Source organism: Paenibacillus sp. OV219, from assembly GCF_900110075.1.
Classification (GTDB): domain Bacteria; phylum Bacillota; class Bacilli; order Paenibacillales; family Paenibacillaceae; genus Paenibacillus_Z.
The window spans coordinates 412,919-431,683 of the sequence record NZ_FOCJ01000003.1 but is presented as its reverse complement, the minus strand read 5'-3'; the positions used below and the strand labels follow the sequence as shown (position 1 = coordinate 431,683).

Here is an 18,765-nt window from a genome sequence, read left to right as displayed (position 1 = left end):
ACTCACTATCGCTATAGCAGCTCCTCATTTATAAGCCACTGTCGCAGTTTCTCTTTACCAATTACTTCATTTGAGCGATAGCCAATGTCATCGTTCCCATGCACGCTATTATACTTAGAGGCTTCATAGATCAGCTTCGAACCCGTGTAAATAGGCGGAATGATGTACATATAGTCTTTCTCCAGCATCTTATGTCGTTCATCGGTCGTCATCAGCTCTTCGTCCATCTTCTCGCCTCGACGCAAACCAATTTCGTCAACCCGTACTTCTCCCATCAATTGATGGCGGCTGGTCACTTCCTCAATAATAACTTCAACCAAATCCGACAGCTTTACGAGCGGCATCTTAAGAACGAAAACCTCTCCGCCTTTGGAGATTTCATTCGCTTCAAGCATGAGGCTGATTGCCTGGAGAGGCGTCATCATGAAGCGGGTCATTTGCATATCCGTAACGCTAATCTTGCCTCGCTCCAAAATTTGAGTCTTGAATAACGGAATGACCGAGCCACGTGAGCCCATCACGTTACCGAAGCGTACCGATGCAAAAATCGTTGACTTCGACCCCTTCTGATAGCCTGCCGCAGAGATGAGCCGTTCAGCAGTTAACTTCGTCGCACCATACGTATTGGCCGGGGACACCGCTTTATCTGTACTCGTGAAAAGCACTTTCTCTACACCTGCTCGAAGTGCAGCCTGAATGATGTTCTGAGTTCCAATCACATTCGTTTGTACCGCTTCGAAAGGATTATACTCACAAGCAGGTACATGCTTCATACCGGCCAAGTGGAAAACAATGTCTATCCCTTCCATTGCACGAGAAACTCGATCTGCATCTCTCACATCGCCTATCAGATAACGAAGAGATCCTGCATATTCGCTGAGTGACTGCTGCATCTCAAATTGTTTGTACTCATCCCGGCTAAAGATCCGAATGACGGATGGATTATCGAGCAGAAGCTGTCTGACAAGGGCTTGTCCGATTGTACCTGTGCCACCTGTAATCAATATCTTCTTATTCGTATAGAAACCTTTCACATTCCTCGACTCCCTCTAGTTAAACTAGCTGCTCAGACAAGCTTCTGCTGCGACTTACCCGAATCCGCTCCTGTACTTCATCCATTATTTCTTTCAGCGTTGGACTCTGTTCCTTAATCGCATTTACTAAAGTACCGAGCACATCGCCAAATAGCTCGGATTTTATCATGACATTGTTCTCATCGGCTAGCTCAGAACGCTTCCGGTCAAACTCCAGAATTTCATTCTTAACAGCTGTCATATAGATCGTATTAAACGCAACGGTTTGGGTAATGACTGCCCAATCATCCTCAATGTCAACCATGGCATTAAGACATTTCAAAGGCTTCGTCCGGCTTAATTCAGGCAGCTTATTGAGCGTTCTCTGGATTCGTTTTACTTTCTCATCAACCTGATTAAGCTCGTTTTGAAGTTTGGATACTTTATCCATGGACTCCAATATCCGTGAATCTTCATATCGACTCAGGTGTACTTGAATGGCTTCCTTGAATACATCCGGCGCTAAATTCCAATCCTTCAGCCGCAAACAAACCTCTTCCATCGGAAGCGACTCCGTATGCTTGATCTTGGCACCGAGCTTAGACGTATTAATAAAGCGAACGGATGGATATTTCTCTATCGTTTCCTCAATATCAATCAACGTTTGTTTCAATCCGTTAGTCGTCCGATTTCTAGTGCCATTAACATTCTCTACCGTTAACGTTGCAGCCTTCAATACTTTCAATTTATAGTTGTCACTTGCATGCTGAGCGCCGGTAGCGTAGACGCAGTCATCCGGATAAGATAAATCTTGGCCTGTAAAAATAATCTCCTTACAACCTAGATATAGCGCTGCTTGAACGGCTGTTCCAGTTACCGACAAGTTGGAATCGAATACAGGATCCTCTATACCGGACACACCCATTACATATCTTGAAATAATATCATTGTTGAAATAAGCATGAATAAGATTGGTCGCCTGTTTATCTACGACACGGTAATCGATTTGCGGAATATATAAGAATGGAATGTGCGACGTTTCTACGCTCTTGAACGCATGATAATTGCCGCTTCCTCCATCCATCGAAACAATTAAATGCGGCTCAATTCCATAATGGGTTAACGATTGGATACTGGAGCCTGCAGCAATAATGAGTGCACGCTGCTTGATTTGCATTAAGTTTTCAATATCGTGCTCCAGGGACGGACCTGCACCAACGATGACAGCAGGCAAATGCTCAAATTTGCCCTTCAACCCTTTAAGCGAAGGGGTTGTAATGTTGAATGCCGTATTGAACAGCTGGTTTCGTGTCCATTGGATACCGAATCTGTTATAGATGCTTCTAGAAGAGGCGTATGTCAGTATAGCAGCCTTGGCATCTTCGGCAAATTCCTTCTTCGCTTGCAGATCCATTCGATCATAAACGGATAAGGAGACGATAGCAGTCTCACCTTTAATTTTTTTTAACATCCTGTAGAAGAATTGATCTCTCATCGCTTTTCCCGTGCCCACTACAATATCCTGGATATTCAGTCTGGTACATATCTTCTCCAAACTTATCTCATGCATCATCTTCAGAAAGATCTGTTCATTCGGCTCATAGATGTATAGCATCTGTTCGGGGTAAATCTCAGCAAGTCGATTGACGTGATAACCAAATGCGAATCCGTACATCACGATATTGGATTTACCGCTGACAGTGTCAACAAGCGACTCCACCCATCGCTCAGCTTCAAAGAAAGGATCATAGGTGCTGTACAGATAGACTGAATCTGCTGTGTCGCGATGCACAATCAGATTGGGAGCGCCATTAGTCGCATAAACCGACTCATAGTTCTGCTCGTCGATTTCGATGTTTTTGAGCTGCGTATACAGGTTTGCATATTCTCGTTCCAAGAATCGCATGTTTGTTGCAAAACGTTCTTCTTTCAAGCTCGTTTCTTCACCAAGATGTGTCGCAAGCTCTTTGAACAGATTGGATAATTCATAGCGGATGCAGTCGCCAGCCGCAACGTAAAGCTCCTGATCCATATAGCTGTTGAGCTCTGCGAATGTGTTCTCGAAAGTAACAATTGTTCGCTCCATAATTGCAAGCATGACACTCTTCTGCTCGTCAATAGAAGCAGTACTAACCACTGACTTTAACGTTCTATATAAATCATCCATCCCTTGAACAAGCTCTCCGAACAGCTGCCAAGTTTCATCGGTAATGGCTACATAAAAAAGCTCCGAGATGGAATCGCATGCTTGTATAAGACGAGGTAAAAATAATTTAACCTCTTCAATAGTTTCCGTCGTTTGTACAGCTTGTCCCGACACGATGATTCCCCCTTAAATTCCTTATCTAATATATCGGAATTTTCGACAAAAACAATAAGAAAATACCGCTAGGAAAATAATCCTAGCGGTAATCATATACAAAATTCGACCTATTTTCACTTTATTTCTTCTTGTCTATGAAATAACTGCCAGCCGAGTAGCTTTGTTCATAACCGTTCTTCTGCATTTTAGATTGATTTAGCCTCTGAATGCCCTCTCTTGCTTCTTCCTTGATATCAGACATTCGCTCGCGAATAACCTCATCAAATGTACTGAGCTCTCCAATTAATCGCTTATCTTCAGCACTAATTGCTTCCGAGGTGCGAAGCCCTTCAATAACCTCTTCTCTCATAGCTAGAAGCCGCTCAAACTGCTCTTGATTCGCCTCGTGCAACTGTGTCACCAACTCACTTGTAGCCTTATACAGCTCCTTCAGCTGAACACTCATCCTTAGCGACCTATCGACGCAAGCTCTGTAGGGGCGCCTGTTTTGCCGGCTACCTGTTTCCAGGTATCACGCAAGCCTTCCAGATGAGCTAGCACTTCTTCAGCATGGTTGGCATCCTTCTTCATGTTCGCTTGAATCAATTGATGAAGCAAGTATTCATACACCTGAGCGAGGTTCTTTGAAATCGGATAATCGAAATTGAGCGAAGCAATGAGCTCATGGACGATAGACTGCGCCTTCTTAAGGTTCGTATTTGCGACATCGTATTTGCGGCTCTTAATGCCCTCAATACCCGCCTTCGTAAAGCGAATGGCTCCGTCATAGAGCATAAAGATAAGCGCAGCAGGAGAAGCGGTCTGTACCGAATTTCTCTGATAAGCTTGATGCGGCGTATTCAACAATTTCAATCACTCCTTTAACTAAAGCTGGAAAGACTGGACGCTTGGGAATTGTACTTATTCATCGCCTCTTCCATAGCAGAAAACGTTTTATAGTACTGATTCTCAACATCTGCAAGGCGATCCGCCATACTGCTCTCTCTATTTTGCATATCGGTAATTTGACTGCTAAGCATGGAGTTCGGCAGGAAAGAGAACGTCGTATCCGTGCTCGTTGTCGAAGTACCTGCCTTCTCATTTAGAGATTTCAGTGTATTCGAAAGTATCCTCGTCATTTTAGCAAAAACACCAACATTCTGGTTCGTTGGCTTGGAGTCATCCCCCGATTTGCTAAACATATTAACGACCTGTTCTGGATTCTCTTCAATCGCGCTGCGAAGCTTGTTCTCGTCAATAACGAGCTTACCCTTGTCGTACCAGCTACCTGTCGTTATACCAATCGACTGAATGCTTGTCGTTCCCGAGTAGCTGGACGTTGAAGCTGTACGCAGATCGCTCAGCATTCCGCTTAGGATGGTATCATTACGCAGCAATCCGCTGTGCGACTTCTCGTCCCAAAGCTCTTGCTGCTTATCCGTCATCCCTTCCCGCTGATCATCTGTGAGAGGGGTATAGCTCCGATAACGTTCCTGACCGATCTTACCATTCACGGTATCAACAATACTGTTGTAGTCCGCAACAAATGATTTAATGGTATTAAGGATCTTGTCTGTATCCGTAACAACAGAAACTGTCGTCGAACCGCTAGTGCCGGACTCCGCCTTTAATGTAAAATCAATGCCATTCACCGCAAAGCGGTTACTTGTTTGTTCATACGTAATACCGTTAACGTCCACAACCGCGTTCTTGCCTGCTGTTTTTGCTTCTGTAAACAGCGCTGACATGCCTGTAATGCTAACCGAACCATCCGGATCATCTGATCCGTTAACCCCGCTACCCTTGCCCACCTGCGAATTCGTAATCGACAGCTGGCCCGTGGCATCGTTATACATCGCAGTCACTTTCGCACTCTTATTACTGTTAATTTTCGACACTAGCGTTTTAATACTATCCGTTCCATCGAGATCGATCTGCGCACCGTTCACGAAGATCGGGAGAGATGTATCAAAGCCTAAATCGACCAGCGTCTTTCCAGACGTACTATCCGCAGTGCCATCGCCGTTTCCGTCGAAGGTAAACATCGTTCGTGCCACTTGAGCGACTTGCTGCACATTGACATCCATTGATCCACTCGCTGTTGAGCTTGTAGCGTTAACAGTGAGCGCACCCGCGTTCCCGCTAACGTCGGCCTTCTTCGCGTTGATTGCACTAGACAGATTGTAACCGGCGATTTTGTTATTCCGGAAGTCAACGATCTTCGTACTCATTTCACGATAATCTTCCTGCTGCCACTGCACAACCGTACGTTTCTGAACTAGCGTATCAAGTGAAGCTCGGCGGCCTTTCATCAGTTCCTTAACCATGCTGTCAATGTCCATGCCGGATGCTAAACCTGAAATCCTCATCTACCTTATCACCTCAGACTCTCTCGTCAATTAATATCCCATTTATCTCCATAAACTTCGCAACCAAGTCTAGTGTCTTCTCAGGCGGAATTTCACGAATCAATTCACCAGTGTCCTTATTCAATACCTTCACAACGATTGTTTTCGTTTCTTTATGCATCGACATCTCAAACATCGTATCAGGTCCTTGAATGGATTTGAGAGCGCGCTCAATATTCTTAATGACTTGCTCATCACCGATCATTACTTTCTTACCACTTAGTTCCGCTTTCTGCAAAGCATGTACGGATTTAATCTGTTCCACAGCAGCATCTGATCCCGTTGTCGTTGTTGCTGGTACTGGTGTGTTGTTCATGGATAGCGATGAATTGCTAACTGATGAAATGCTTGTCAATTTCTCCACCCCGATTCAAAAATATTCATATCTCTTATATCGGATGTTCTTTCTTGCAATATTAGTTCTTAAACGAACAATACGTAAATTTGTATATAAAAAGAAAAGAGACCTTAGATAAACTAAGGTCTCTTCGCTTATAGCAATAATTAACGAAGCAGGGACAGCACGCCTTGCGGCTGCGAGTTTGCTTGCGCCAGCATCGCTTGGGAAGCTTGCAGCAAGATGTTGTTCTTCGTGAGATTAACCATCTCTGAAGCCATATCTGTATCACGGATACGGGATTCAGAAGCTTGCAGGTTCTCAACAGTAGTACCAAGGTTGTTGGAAGTATATTCCAGACGGTTTTGCTTAGCACCCAAGATAGCACGTTGAGTCGAAGTGTTCTTGATTGCTGTTTCGATATTGGCTGTTGTCGAAGCGCTTGACAGACCGGAGAAGCCAGTTGTCGCGATCGCGTCGATTGCAATTGTACCGGAACCAGTATCGTCTGTAGCGATAGTTACACCGGAAGTAATGTGGATTCCGTTGAACTTCGTGTTCGTCATGATACTGTCGATTTGTTTACCAAGATCGTCAAGCTCGCTGTCGATGTTCGCTTTGTCACCAGTAGAATAAGTTCCGTTCGACTTTTGAACGTTCAACTCTTTCATACGAGTAAGCATGGAGCTAACTTCGTTCATCGCGCCCTCAGCTGTTTGTACGAAGGAGATACCGTCTTGAACGTTACGTTGAGCTTGCTCAAGACCGCGGATTTGACCGCGCATTTTTTCGGAAACCGCAAGACCTGCAGCGTCATCAGCAGCACGGTTGATGCGAAGACCGGAAGAAAGTTTCTCCATGGATTTGCCAGCCGCAACGTTGTTAAGGCCCATGTTACGGTGAGTGTTCAAAGCTGTAATGTTATGATTAATACGCATTGATATTTCCTCCTTGAAATGGTTGTTTAGTTCCCACATCCGTGTGGTTTACCGGGTCTAGGTCGGCCGCCCTTCACCGGTCATATTCAGTTTATCGGCAGCAATTTGGAATACGTTTATAGCTGCTCGTCATTTTTCATCATTTTTTTTAATTTATTTTTCAACTCCGACAGGCTTGCCTGTGGCGTTGCAGCTTCCTGGTTAGATTGCTTAATCATAGAATGAAGCTCCTTACGCAACACTTCGACTTCCCGTGGAGCTTTGATACCCAGCTTGATAGTGTCTGTACCGACCTCGAGTATCGTAATCTCGATGTCGTCCTGAATGATGATGGATTCGCCTTTCTTACGCGACAACACTAACATATGTCTGTTCTCCTTCCTACCTCGTACCTGCGGCGGAAAATAAAGGATGCTTTGCGGCGTACTTCGTTTGACCTAAAACGACTTGCTTTGCCTTACGTTTCTCGGCATGGAAGATAACCGGCGCAACCAGATTGATCGTCGCTGCATCGAGGTCCCCAGACATATTAATAATGGAGCGAATAATGACGTGATCCACATGCTCGATTTCAAGCTCGGAAGTTGCCGATTCGGGCAGTTCAAACTCGTACTCCGAATAGAACAGGAACGGATCTGCAATGATGAATACGAGCTCAGCCGTTCTGGTCGATTGTAAAAACGAGAACGGCTCGTCCTCTTCCGGCGATACAATAATAAATGAGCTTTCTTCCTCAAAGCCCGGCAATCCTTTCGTAAACGTGTAAACTTCCTCTTCCGTAATGGACAACGCGCCAAATCGGCTTGTCTGGATTTCCATCCCACTTGTTCCTCCTAAATGAATACTTCCACTGCTTACTGTAAGAAAAAAGCTATAGAAAGAACCGAAGCCGGTCTATCTATAGCATCCAATGTTATGGTAAATCTATACACGCACGTCCATCTCGGCAACGCTGAAGTTAACGGACGGATACTGCTTCATATAGACACTTACGTCACCGCGCTGATAGTTAATCTCAGGTTTATGCGTTTGCACTTGAATATCCACGCTTCCTACATTCACCTTCACGTCAGGCCGGTTAATTTTAAATTCGATATCCACATTATGAGCCGTTGCGGCACCAAATACTTGAACCTGTGGAGGCCCTTGCGAAATTTCTCGAAAGGCCATATCCGGGAATGGATTTTGCTTGATCCGCAAATCGCCCATCTGATTGCCTTTCTCGACAATCTTAGCGATTCCTTGCTGAGCAATAGATGGCATCTGAGAATAAATCCGATTAATGAATGCCTCCGGCTTTCCCCCGTTAAATGCCGCCCACATCCGATCCTGATTCATATACAGCTCCGGCATTGGAGTTGGCGCACTAATGGAGGTAGGTGTTGTATGCACTTCGATATCAGCAGACTTCGATTGGATATCATATTGACCCATTCGAGAATCAATACCAATTAGCCCTTTTTGTGATTGTGCTTGAATATACGGAAGCTTCATCTACGCACACCTACTATCTCAGAAAATCAACAAGGGATGGTGATATTACTTTCGCTCCAACAGAAAGGGAAGCCTGGTAGATATTTTCATTCACTTTGGAATCAATAAGCAGCTTGTCGAAGTCGGCATCCTCCGTCTTCGACTGCATATCCGTCAAGTTGATTTCGAGATCATCAAGTCGGTTCTGCATAAGCTCAACCCGATTCACTTTAGCGCCAACCTCTGAACGAGCATTCAGTATTTTACTGATACTGGACTCTAAGTTCTCCATTTGAGCAGATGCAGCAGCCTGATCCCCACTAGCAAAATTACTAATAATGTTGTCAAGAACTGCGAATACATTATCCTTATCCCCAGGGTTGCCGAATACTTCATTGCCGGAAACATTCACAGGAAGGGTTACCCCCACGCCAACTGCATAAGAAATATCTCCGGAATCCGTTACGACTGTCTTGGCGTCAAAGCCAGCTGCAGTCTTATCATAAGGTAATTTATCAAACGTCTGACCGTTGAATATATATTTTCCGTTAACCTTACTGTTAGCAATATCAATGAGCTGCCCTTTCAACTCCGTCAGCTCGTTATTGATGTTATCAAGCGCAACCTGCGGATTGGTTCCATTCGAGCCTTGAACAGTAAGCTCCTTAACACGCTGTAGGACATCGCCCGCTTGACCAAGCACTGTATCGTTAAAATCAAGCCAGGAATGCGCCGAATCTGCATTCTTCTGATACTGTTCGTTCGAAGCAAGCTCCGTGCGGTATCGCAAGGCATATGTAATGCCGACTGGATCGTCGGATGGTTTGTTAATTTTGCGGCCTGTCGTTAATTGATCCTGTAAGCTGTCCATTTGAGTCAAATTTCGGTTCAAGTTACGCGACAGCTGCAAATGCATCATACTTGGCGTCACACGTAAAGACATGTCTGTCAGCTCCTATTCTTAGCGTCCGACTACGCCGGTGCCGTTAATCAATTTCTCTAGCAATTGGTCGAACGTCGTCATAAATCGAGCCGCAGCACTATAAGCATGCTGATATTTAACAAGATCCGACATCTCTTCATCAAGTGATACGCCGCTGACGGACTGACGGCTGCTCTCGACCTGATCTGACTGGGCGACGGAGTTCTGATACTGACGCTGCGCCTCTTCCGATTGAACACCGAGTGCGCCAACCATCGAGCTGTAGAAGTCACTAATCGTCGATTCCGGAATACCATTGCCGGTAGCGGATTGGTCGAATGCGAACTTCACGTCGCCGAGCTGCGACATAAGTAACGCTAAACTATTGTTCCCTTGAACGACTGTCGATGCTCCGCCGGTTGATGTTGTCCTCATTGAAGTTGCGATTTTGTTCGTATCATTAGCAATGACTGGATTTAATTGAATGCTCGCTGCCGTTATTCCTGTACCTGAACTAAAGGTGAAGAAATCGGTTGCGCCGGTTGCCGGGGAATCCATCGTGTAGCCCAGCTTGTGAAGGCCGTTGATCCCTTTAACCGTCATCTTCGTGTCCACCGTTAGCGGCGTTGTTGTGCCTGGGAGAACCGAGCCTGCTGGAACGGTGACTTCAAATTCACCGTTCGCCAGCGTATTCGCCAGTGTATCGAGCTGTTTCATATAATCGGCAACATAACCATCGCGTGAAGAAATCATGCCGAACACTTCACCATTCGTGAGCTGACCGCCTGCATAGGCCGATTCCAAGCTTTCACGTGTTAGTGGTGTTGAAGTACTACCGCTGACCAGATTAGTATCGCCCATGGAGATATTGTAGCCTTCAGGTGATTTGGTCACTTGAACGTTTACAATTTGGGAGAGCTGATCTGTCAACAGATCTCGTTGATCTTGCAAGTCATTCGCATCATCGCCGAGCGATTCAATTCGACGAATCTCTGTATTCAGGGAAGCGATTGTATCCATCAGCGTATTCGCTTGCGTTGCCTTCACTTCAATGCTACTCGTCAGATCATCTCTCAGATCAGATAATTGCTTGCTCGTTTGGTTGAAGGAGTCCGTCAGTGCCAGCGATGTTTCACGAACGATTTTGCGGCCTGTTACATTCTCCGGGTCTTTGCTTAGATCCGACCAAGCCTGATAAAACTTATCCAATACGGAACGGATACCGGAGTCGGAGGGCTCGTTCACTATAGACTCAAGCTTGCTCAGCGTGTCAGCTTGCACAGAATAGGTTCCTACGTACTTAGTCTGATTACGGTATTGGTCGTCCAAAAACGAAGTCCGTACCCGATTGATTGCCGTCGCCTCAACCCCCGTGCCCAACTGGCCTGCAGATGTGGAACGACTGATTCCATAGGCTTCCATCGGCTTGCTTGCCGTTAATGAAACCCGTTGGCGGGAGTAGCCTTCTGTGTTGGCGTTGGAGATATTATGGCCAACGGTATTAATCGCTGTTTGCTGCGCAAACAAGCTGCGTTTAGCTGTTTCTATGGAATGAAAGGTTGATGTCATCGCGCTCTAAGTGCCTCCTTATCCTCTTGTATTGAATAAACCAGTTCGCATATTGTTGCCGTATCCAGGACTGTGAGGATGCTGATACACAACATCACTGTTCGGATCGTCCACCATCAGGTCGATGGAGTAATCTATAAATTTAAGAGACTGCTCAATAAGCTGCTGATTCAGCTTGCTTGTCACCTGCAAATCTTCCAGTAAGCTCGTTAAAGTTGTATGAAGGTCGGTCAATAGCTTCTTGTCTTGATGTGAAGTTACGGTCCGAATCATTTCGCTGATCTTGCCGCCCTTATAGCGAAGCAGTCCGAGGTTCGTAAAGTACTGGCCGCACAGTCTCATGCGCTGCTGCTCCAAATCCTCTGCTATCTTGACCAGCTTCCGTTCCTTCTGAATCGCAGCATTAAGCTGCTCCACTTGGTTATGGACAAGATACGGTGTTTTCTCTTTCGCGAGAGTAAGCAATTGACTGTAGACATCAGCCTGCTGCTCCAGCGTTGCGATAATTGTTTCTACATTCACGATGCTCACCTATCTTGTCGTTAGTTTTTCAAAAAAGGAAGCAGCTTCTCAGCGATCTTGCCGGATTCCACATGATAAGTGCCGGAGCTTACCGATTGCTTCAAGTTGTCAATCAGCTGGCTGCGGTCGGTGTTGCTCACGCGACTTACTGAAAGCATCTCTTGCGCCTCTGCTGAAATTTGCACTTCATCTGTCTTGCGCTTACGGCTAGCCGTTCCTGCCTGCAAGTCGTTCTGTTTCTGATATGGATTTACCGCATTAATCCGATGCGTTTGATTGATCTTCATCATAATCCCTCCAAACAAATAAAAAAGCCGATAACTCTATCTAAGAGTATTATCGGCACATTACGTTAATATTTTATAGTCATTGCAAAGTAAACCGCAATCATTCGCCCCTGTCCAAATTCCGGTAGGCAGAAGCAGCGGATGTTGATGATTTCTCAGGTGTCTTGTTATCTGCTTTATTCTGAGATTGGCGATATTTGTTCACTTCCGTCAGCAGTTTGGCTCTGCAGCTATCACATTTCGTCTGCTCTCGAATCAATATGCCGCACATCTCGCAAGGGTACATCAAGTTCGGCGCATTCACGAGCGAAATACGGCCTTCACGAATAAACTTCGTAATCTGTTTGATGGAAACTTCGGTTGCGTCAGCGAGCTCGTTGATATCTGTACCTTTATTTTTACGAAGATAATCGGAGCAAAGGGTATACTCCTGATCAATTGCTTTTATACAATTACCGCATACATCGCGAAAGTTTTTGGCAAATAGCTTCCCGCAGCGAGGACAATTACCGAGATCCATGTTTCACTGCTCCCTTCATTCATCCATTGGTGACTTCATATTAACTCATAAAGGGACAAATATCACCACCTTTTTCGCCATCTTTTAGTAGGTTTAGGGCGTAATGTACTAAAAATGATTCTATTGTCCTATGAACGCGCCAGCGTGAGAATGAATAGTTCCACGAAAACAGCAGGCCGCTGCCGCCGAATTTCTTCTGCAAGTGCAGTTGCACAGGCATTCGCCGTACTTCCCGTTGTGTAAATGTCATCGACAATAATGAGACGGATATGGGATTGATTTCGTGCTGTTAGCAGACTGGCGGTGAGTGCCGGATCTGCTGTAAAGAGATTATGCGTATCGCGTAAACGAGCGCCTCTAGTCTTATAGCTCTGCTTTCCACTATGGCGTGTTCGCTGCATAACATGATGAAGTGGAATCTGTACGCGTTCGGCGAGGTAGGCGCCAAGCCTCTCCGCCTGATTGAACTCGCGTTCCGCTAGACGCTCACTGCTTACGGGGACTGGAATAAGAGCATCAATCGGATACAATGTTTCAGTTGTTTCATTCCGGAGCTCCCGGGGACGAAGCTCCTTCACCAGACCTTGATAAGCAGCTGTCAGCATCTCGCCAAACAACGGAGCAAGCGCTTCGTGCCCCCGATATTTATAGAGCGCGAGCCATTCCCGAATGCGAGTGTTATATCGCACGGCAGAACGGTTGCAGAGAAAAGCGGCATCGCTGCGGCGGGGGCAATCCGGACAATATTCAGGACGACCGCAAACATCACACTCAATACGTGTAATCCACGGGATTTGGCGAAAACAAGGCGTGCACAATGAAATGAACCTCGGGTGACGCGACCTGCTATCTGTGTTGCCGCAAATTAGACAAGCGCTGGATGTAGCTGTAAGCAGCTGAACCGACTGCCGCATCGCTTTAATGATCGTGCGGAGCTTGGCAGGGATGTGAATAGGGAGGACATTGGGCAGAGCAAGAGGCCGGGCAAGAGACCGGGCAACTGGCTGGGTAGAGACAGAACTAGGTAGGGCAATTGGGATGACACTAGACAGGGCAATAGGAGTGACATAAGGCATGGCGACAGGAGTGACATAAGGCATGGCAATCATCGCCTTTCCTTGGGGGTTAGTAGGAAACCTTTGCGACGAGCGATTCGGTTCATGGCTCGAATCTGCCTAATCGCGGACTGCTGGGAGCGCGTACGTGAGGAGGCGAAGAAGTAGACCATGCCTGCTGGATCGTCGCTGGATCGGCCAGCTCGACCCGCCATCTGGATAAGTGAAGCATCGTCAAACAGCTTGCCATCCGCATCTAGAATATACACATCGCTCTTCGGTATCGTGACACCGCGCTCGAGAATCGTAGTCGTGACGAGCAGCCTTATCGTTCGTTCACGAAACTGAACGACCCTCCGCGCACGATCCTCATCTTTGGATGAGGTGCCTTCAATGACAATACCCGGAAATCTGGTGCGGAGCTGCCGGACAAGTGGATCGACCTCACGAATCTGCTGAACGAACAAAAATAGCTGAGCCCCGCGGTCAAGCGATTGTTGAATGGCTTGGACAAGCCTCTGCGGGAAGCGGCGTTGGTTAAGAAGCTTCTGCACAGGCGGGATGCTATGCTGCTTAGGTACCGGCAGCGGATGCCGATGAAACCTTACGGGCACGCGCGCATGAGCGAGCCGCCCTTCCTTTGCTGCGCGGCGAAGGTCGGCCGGCGGCGTTGCCGACAGCAGCACGTTCACCCCGCCAGGCTTGCATACCTTATCGGCGGCATACTGTAGCATCGGATCGTTATGATAGGGGAAAGCATCGATTTCATCAATAATGACCAGATCAAACCCATGTTGAAAACGGAACAGCTGATGTGTCGTTGCAATCGTAACTTCTCCCTGCTCCCAGCGCTGCTTGCTCCCGCCGTATAAAGTGACTACGTTCGCATTTGGGAACGCTTTGCGAATGCGAGGATCTAGCTCCAGCACAACGTCTCGGCGCGGAGTTGCGATTAACGCTTTGCCCCCTCGCTGAAGTACAGCTTCAATAAGCGGGAAGATCATCTCAGTCTTGCCTGCCCCGGTGACTGCCCAAAGCAGGAATCTGCGCGGGCTATGGAGGACAGGGGGAGGTGACGAGAGCTGAGGCTTCGGGTAGCGGGTCGACGCCGAACCTGTGAGGACCGAGAGCAGGAACCTGCGCGAGGCGCTCCGCTGACGGCTCGGTGCCGAACCTGTGAGGACCGAGAGCAGTAACCTGCGCGGGGCGCTATGGCCGGCAAGCGGTGCGAGCCAATTGAATGACGAGAGCAGGGCTCTGCGCGAGGCGCTATGGCCGGCAGGCTGAGCCTGCATGTAACCCAGCGCTGCAGCTGCCGCCTCAGCCTGGGCGGGGCTTAGCGTCCAGGCTGTGCTTGGCGCGCAGGTGGCGCTTGACGCGTTAGCGGCGCTGCGCGCCTGCGAGCTTGGCGTGCCAAGGATGAGCAGGCCGCACTCACGGCTGCGGCCCATAGTGAGGCACGCCTCGCAGTACGCACATGCGCGGCCGCATCCCGCGCATGCAGTGCGGCGCATGCGCGCCGTGCCGCTGCCGCAGCGCTGGCAGAGGAGCCGCAGGCGCGGCCTGGCGCCTAGCGCCGCGCGCCACCGCAGCAGCCGGGACTGCGGCTGCGGGGCGACTGCGCCGCCTAGGCGCAGCAGGCCGAGCAGCGCGGCCAGCTGGAGCGCGGGGGCTGCCGCGCTCCACGGCTGCGGCGCTGCGCTGGCCGGCTCGGCCGCGCCTGCGGCCCCAAGCAGACCGAGCACTTCGCTGCTGAGCAGCGCTCGGCCCTGCAAAAGCGATGCTGCGCGGCAAGCTCGCGCAGCCAGCTCCATTGCGTCCGCCGTACCTCCGGACGCCTCACCCCGCACCACACAGGCATCCTCCCGCTTCTGAACCGGCAAGCCTAAGCGGTCATCGGATGCCCATGCTTCTCGAATCAGGCGCGTCAATTCCTCGCGCACCCCCTGCTCGTCCCGAGCTTTGCCGGACCACCGCTCCGCAATTTGAACGGCATGCCCTAACGGTATCGGCACCGACCATGCCATAATCGTTAACACCTCGACGGCTTGCCTAGCCGCCTCCACTTCACGGGCTTCACAAGACTTTTCCTGCGTTTTGCTTCCTCGATTCCAATCCCCCGCGTAACCCCACTGCTGAGCAGCCTGCACAGCTGCTTCCCTATACCCGCTTCCCAACCAGTAAGCATAATCCACCTCAGGCGCCACGGACCAACTCGCCCACGATTGCCCCTTCGCTAATGCCGCATACACAACAACCTTCATACCATCACCACCCCTTCCTCTGTTCTACAATCCTCGACTCACGTACCCCCGTCACTCATCCTCATACCCCTTCCTAACTTAAATCCTTTGTGTCTTTTTCCACCAATGTAGAGTACCAGGTACCCCTCTTACTCAAATTCCAGCTCAATTCCACCAATGTAGAGTAACAGGTACCCATCACGCATTTCCCCACTCTATTCACTTCGCTCTCTTTCATACTTCTCCCCACTTCACGCGCTTCACGCTTGTCACGCTCGTCACGCTCTTCCCCCATCCCCACAACAAAAAAGCACACCCCAAAACTGCCAAAGGCAGCTTCTACGGGTGTGCTTCACTCGTCCGGATATTCAGTTGTTAGAATTATACATCTACCTCCGCAGCACTGCAATGCATTTTGAAAACAGTGTCATCGTCACGTCTTCACACTGTCTTCGTCTTGTCTTCGCACACGTCCTCACACTGTCTTCACACCGTCATCGTCTTGCCTTCACAAGTCCTCGCACAGTCCTCGTAGTGCCTTCGCACAGCCTTCGATCAATATGGCAGCTTCGACAAATCCGCCGGATCCCGCAGATCAATTAATACCGCATGATCCTTTGCAGAAACAATGCCTTCAGCCTGGAGCATCCATAACAGATTCGTTGGCTCGACAGCAGCCGACTGTCTCTTCGCTTTCGGCTTGCGTGATTTCCAGAGACTCACACGGAAGCGTTGCCATTTTGAAAGTCCGTGCCCATGACTTGTATAAGGCTTCTGCCCATTCGTGTGAATTGCCCGCACCGTTTTCTGTGAATCGCTTGAACTTAATGCTTCCTTCCCACTACGCTCTTCGGCTGTATTCGCGGCAGCACGTCCTCTTACAGATGCGAACCTTCCACGTGTATCCACTAAAGTGCTAGTATGCTCATTCTGCCCGATACCGGAGTGAAAATCGACATTCATGCCCATCCTCGCAAAGCATCGCGCGATTCCCATCGTATCATCCTGTGAACCGCGGTCAACGACAGTCACCTTCACTTCTGTGCCGGTAAAATGAGAGAACCGCCTAAGCGATCGCATATACCACTCCATCTGCAGCTGGTGGTTACCCGCGATTAGCACGTAATGCTGCACACGCTGTCGCTTCCAGGTAAGTGCGTATGCGGCATGCACGGCAGCCGCTGCCAAGGCGTAACAACCGAAGATCCATAATAGTACTGGAATCAAGGCAGCCACCTCCTTTTTTGTGACATCATATGCCGCGGAGCGCCCATGGGTGACGGTCATTCACGGACAAGTCGGAAAAAGGGGCTTGCCTGTCAGCCTAAAAATATTACTGAATGACTTGCCAACCCTCCGGCAGCTTCGTCCCAATCGGCAGCATGATCCCCGCCTCTTGCCTAACGTTAACCGTCTTCTCGCGCGGCAGCACGATCGTAAGATCACATGAAGGCGCGTCATCGTCCAGCATATGCCGCTCTACCGCCTGCTGTTTCACTGTTACGTACAACGTATCTCCTGCCTGACGCGTCTCTACCAGCTCCGGCGAACCCGGTGCCGCAGCGTCCTTCCGAAGGTCATAGCGGCATGCACCGAACGCCTGAAGCTGAGCAACACCACTGCCGTCAGCATCAAGATGTATGCGGCCGTTCCAATAGCTCTCGCCTTGCACCACAATCCGTTTCACATCAGATGCAATGCGCTCCGACACCGCTTTTGCCTCTACACGAACCTGACGCGCGCCAATGCTGCCTCGAACATCATCGAGTAACCCGGCAGCGCTTACGGTCGTAAACACGAGGCAGCACCCGCCGAGCGCCACTACAACAATGATGCTGAACAAGTCATAACGAAGCATCACTGCCTGTTGCTCGGAATGGCTTCGCCATAGATAAATGACAATCTCAATCCCGAGCAAAATAAGAAGCATGGGCCACCAGATGATGCCTTGGTCCAGCAACTGCACACCGCCAAGAGTGGAAGCTAGCAGCAGGACGCCCATTGCGATAAGAGCCGTCCCCATCGACCATGTTCCTACGCGCCATTGTCTCATTCCGGCTTCACCTCTTTCTTGCCTGAGAGCAGCTTAATGCCTGCCCCGATGAGCAGCAGCGCGGTTAGGCCCGTTTTGAAATAATAACGAATGTCCTCGGACAGCTGCCAGTCGCCCCAGACACGCTGCACGTATTCGAGCAGCATTCGATCGGCGATGTAATACAGGCCAAGCGCCATGAGTCCGATACCTAGCCATTTCTGCTGATGTATAAGCCAATCGACAATCGGCACATCCTCAAGCTCGCCTTCCCCGCTGTTCAGACGGGATTGCTGCTGCAGCGCATCAAAAAACGAGAAGCACCAGAGTATCGGTACGATGAACAGAAACAACGATAGCTGCAGCACGTCGAGCAGATAGATCGACAAGAGGAAGCCTGCCATGAGCTGAAGCCCTCTTTTTTGTAGACCGAGATACATGTGACCCGCTCCCGGCATAATCGACAGTACGGTCGACAGCCATTTGCTGCGTTTGCCACCTTGGCGGTGCTCTTCCCAATCTTCAAGCACGGACTTATCCTGCAGCGGCACGCCAGCCTGCTTCAGATGCACATGACGAATCGCATCAAACATGCCGAAGATCCAAATAATCGGCAGCACAATGAGGAACGTCAGGAAGCCAGGTTGATCGGCCCAAATCGCTACAAAGACGATCATCGCGAATAATCCGAAGAAGCCAATCATCAGATTCAGCCCCCGCTGCATGAGACCCAGCTGCAGATGGCCAAGCCCTGGAATAAACGACAACAGAATCGTATAAAATTTCTCTCTGGACCTGTTCTCCAACTCCTCAGCGGACCCAGATACATACATGACGCCGTCAATTTGCTCCGATACATACATGGGATGGACCGGCGGAATGGACACACTTTTGCCCCCGCTATGACGGATGAGATAGATGATGAGATCCATGAAATTAATGAGCCAAATGAACGCCGAGAGGACTAGCCCCAAGACAAGAAAAGCCTCTTCATCGGCGGAGCCTGCTGCAATTCCAAAGATTACTAAGCCGACACATAATAAAAGGTACAGCATCCCCCGTGCCGGGCGTCCTACCTTGAAGTGGCCGATGCCCGGCAGAAAGCCCAGAAACAGAGTCAGCACTGGATTTTTGACCACAAAAG

20 protein-coding genes are annotated in these 18,765 nt (G+C 48.9%); all 20 read right to left on the bottom strand.

Annotated elements, in window-relative coordinates:
• Nucleotides 1-11: 11 nt before the first annotated feature.
• Nucleotides 12-1,034 (bottom strand): SDR family NAD(P)-dependent oxidoreductase, encoded by a 1,023-nt coding sequence (locus BMY11_RS11600; RefSeq protein WP_090575498.1) that lies wholly within the window; start codon nt 1,032-1,034, stop codon nt 12-14.
• A 19-nt stretch (nt 1,035-1,053) separates the two neighbouring features.
• Nucleotides 1,054-3,333: a motility associated factor glycosyltransferase family protein gene (locus tag BMY11_RS11595; protein WP_090575495.1), complete on the bottom strand. Its 2,280-nt coding sequence runs from the start codon at nt 3,331-3,333 to the stop codon at nt 1,054-1,056.
• A gap of 121 nt (nt 3,334-3,454) precedes the next feature.
• Nucleotides 3,455-3,781 carry a hypothetical protein gene (locus BMY11_RS11590; RefSeq protein ID WP_090575492.1) on the bottom strand — a complete coding sequence of 109 codons (327 nt, stop codon included), beginning with the start codon at nt 3,779-3,781 and terminating at the stop codon, nt 3,455-3,457.
• Nucleotides 3,782-3,783: 2 nt separating this feature from the next.
• Nucleotides 3,784-4,179, bottom strand: a complete 396-nt coding sequence (gene fliS, locus BMY11_RS11585) for a flagellar export chaperone FliS (protein WP_371262804.1) — start codon at nt 4,177-4,179, stop codon at nt 3,784-3,786.
• Nucleotides 4,180-4,196: 17 nt separating this feature from the next.
• Nucleotides 4,197-5,684 (bottom strand): flagellar filament capping protein FliD, encoded by a 1,488-nt coding sequence (gene fliD / locus BMY11_RS11580; RefSeq protein WP_090575486.1) that lies wholly within the window; start codon nt 5,682-5,684, stop codon nt 4,197-4,199.
• Between the two features lie 13 nt (nt 5,685-5,697).
• Nucleotides 5,698-6,087: a flagellar protein FlaG gene (locus tag BMY11_RS11575; RefSeq protein WP_371262803.1), complete on the bottom strand. Its 390-nt coding sequence runs from the start codon at nt 6,085-6,087 to the stop codon at nt 5,698-5,700.
• Between the two features lie 140 nt (nt 6,088-6,227).
• On the bottom strand, nt 6,228-6,998 hold the full coding sequence (locus BMY11_RS11570; protein ID WP_090575483.1) for a flagellin N-terminal helical domain-containing protein: 771 nt from the start codon (nt 6,996-6,998) through the stop codon (nt 6,228-6,230).
• A gap of 116 nt (nt 6,999-7,114) precedes the next feature.
• Nucleotides 7,115-7,363 (bottom strand): carbon storage regulator CsrA, encoded by a 249-nt coding sequence (csrA, locus tag BMY11_RS11565; protein ID WP_090575480.1) that lies wholly within the window; start codon nt 7,361-7,363, stop codon nt 7,115-7,117.
• Between the two features lie 16 nt (nt 7,364-7,379).
• Entirely contained in the window at nt 7,380-7,817 is a 438-nt protein-coding gene (gene fliW, locus BMY11_RS11560; protein WP_090575478.1) for a flagellar assembly protein FliW, read from the bottom strand.
• A gap of 105 nt (nt 7,818-7,922) precedes the next feature.
• The gene (locus BMY11_RS11555; RefSeq protein WP_090575475.1) at nt 7,923-8,492 is read right to left on the bottom strand and encodes a DUF6470 family protein; all 570 of its coding nucleotides are present in this window, start codon (nt 8,490-8,492) and stop codon (nt 7,923-7,925) included.
• A 13-nt stretch (nt 8,493-8,505) separates the two neighbouring features.
• Nucleotides 8,506-9,414, bottom strand: a complete 909-nt coding sequence (flgL, locus tag BMY11_RS11550) for a flagellar hook-associated protein FlgL (protein ID WP_090575472.1) — start codon at nt 9,412-9,414, stop codon at nt 8,506-8,508.
• A gap of 18 nt (nt 9,415-9,432) precedes the next feature.
• Entirely contained in the window at nt 9,433-10,962 is a 1,530-nt protein-coding gene (gene flgK / locus BMY11_RS11545) for a flagellar hook-associated protein FlgK (RefSeq protein WP_090575470.1), read from the bottom strand.
• A gap of 18 nt (nt 10,963-10,980) precedes the next feature.
• The gene (locus tag BMY11_RS11540; protein ID WP_177182599.1) at nt 10,981-11,484 is read right to left on the bottom strand and encodes a flagellar protein FlgN; all 504 of its coding nucleotides are present in this window, start codon (nt 11,482-11,484) and stop codon (nt 10,981-10,983) included.
• Nucleotides 11,485-11,504: 20 nt separating this feature from the next.
• Entirely contained in the window at nt 11,505-11,771 is a 267-nt protein-coding gene (gene flgM, locus BMY11_RS11535) for a flagellar biosynthesis anti-sigma factor FlgM (protein ID WP_090575465.1), read from the bottom strand.
• Between the two features lie 100 nt (nt 11,772-11,871).
• Entirely contained in the window at nt 11,872-12,291 is a 420-nt protein-coding gene (locus BMY11_RS11530; RefSeq protein WP_090575462.1) for a flagellar protein, read from the bottom strand.
• Nucleotides 12,292-12,419: 128 nt separating this feature from the next.
• Entirely contained in the window at nt 12,420-13,391 is a 972-nt protein-coding gene (locus BMY11_RS28465) for a ComF family protein (RefSeq protein WP_143069248.1), read from the bottom strand.
• Nucleotides 13,392-13,396: 5 nt separating this feature from the next.
• Nucleotides 13,397-15,610: an ATP-dependent helicase ComFA gene (locus BMY11_RS11520; RefSeq protein ID WP_256217409.1), complete on the bottom strand. Its 2,214-nt coding sequence runs from the start codon at nt 15,608-15,610 to the stop codon at nt 13,397-13,399.
• A 534-nt stretch (nt 15,611-16,144) separates the two neighbouring features.
• Complete coding sequence (locus BMY11_RS11515) at nt 16,145-16,816, bottom strand: hypothetical protein (RefSeq protein WP_090575453.1); 672 nt, start codon at nt 16,814-16,816, stop codon at nt 16,145-16,147.
• A gap of 106 nt (nt 16,817-16,922) precedes the next feature.
• Entirely contained in the window at nt 16,923-17,642 is a 720-nt protein-coding gene (locus BMY11_RS11510; protein ID WP_090575450.1) for a LiaI-LiaF-like domain-containing protein, read from the bottom strand.
• A complete protein-coding gene (locus tag BMY11_RS11505; protein WP_090575448.1) occupies nt 17,639-18,760 on the bottom strand; it encodes a hypothetical protein in 1,122 nt (373 codons plus the stop codon). The genes BMY11_RS11510 and BMY11_RS11505 overlap by 4 nt, the downstream gene beginning before the upstream one ends.
• Nucleotides 18,761-18,765: the final 5 nt, after the last annotated feature.

Bases quoted from the DNA above. Each gene is read 5' to 3' on its own strand.
- BMY11_RS11555 (WP_090575475.1), bottom strand. From the start codon at position 8,492: ATGAAGCTTCCGTATATTCAAGCACAATCACAAAAAGGGCTAATTGGT.
- fliD (WP_090575486.1), bottom strand. From the start codon at position 5,684: ATGAGGATTTCAGGTTTAGCATCCGGCATGGACATTGACAGCATGGTT.
- BMY11_RS11520 (WP_256217409.1), bottom strand. From the start codon at position 15,610: ATGAAGGTTGTTGTGTATGCGGCATTAGCGAAGGGGCAATCGTGGGCG.
- BMY11_RS11570 (WP_090575483.1), bottom strand. From the start codon at position 6,998: ATGCGTATTAATCATAACATTACAGCTTTGAACACTCACCGTAACATG.
- BMY11_RS28465 (WP_143069248.1), bottom strand. From the start codon at position 13,391: ATGCCTTATGTCACTCCTGTCGCCATGCCTTATGTCACTCCTATTGCC.
- BMY11_RS11590 (WP_090575492.1), bottom strand. From the start codon at position 3,781: ATGAGTGTTCAGCTGAAGGAGCTGTATAAGGCTACAAGTGAGTTGGTG.
- flgK (WP_090575470.1), bottom strand. From the start codon at position 10,962: ATGACATCAACCTTTCATTCCATAGAAACAGCTAAACGCAGCTTGTTT.
- BMY11_RS11530 (WP_090575462.1), bottom strand. From the start codon at position 12,291: ATGGATCTCGGTAATTGTCCTCGCTGCGGGAAGCTATTTGCCAAAAAC.
- BMY11_RS11510 (WP_090575450.1), bottom strand. From the start codon at position 17,642: ATGAGACAATGGCGCGTAGGAACATGGTCGATGGGGACGGCTCTTATC.
- fliW (WP_090575478.1), bottom strand. From the start codon at position 7,817: ATGGAAATCCAGACAAGCCGATTTGGCGCGTTGTCCATTACGGAAGAG.
- flgL (WP_090575472.1), bottom strand. From the start codon at position 9,414: ATGTCTTTACGTGTGACGCCAAGTATGATGCATTTGCAGCTGTCGCGT.
- csrA (WP_090575480.1), bottom strand. From the start codon at position 7,363: ATGTTAGTGTTGTCGCGTAAGAAAGGCGAATCCATCATCATTCAGGAC.
- flgM (WP_090575465.1), bottom strand. From the start codon at position 11,771: ATGAAGATCAATCAAACGCATCGGATTAATGCGGTAAATCCATATCAG.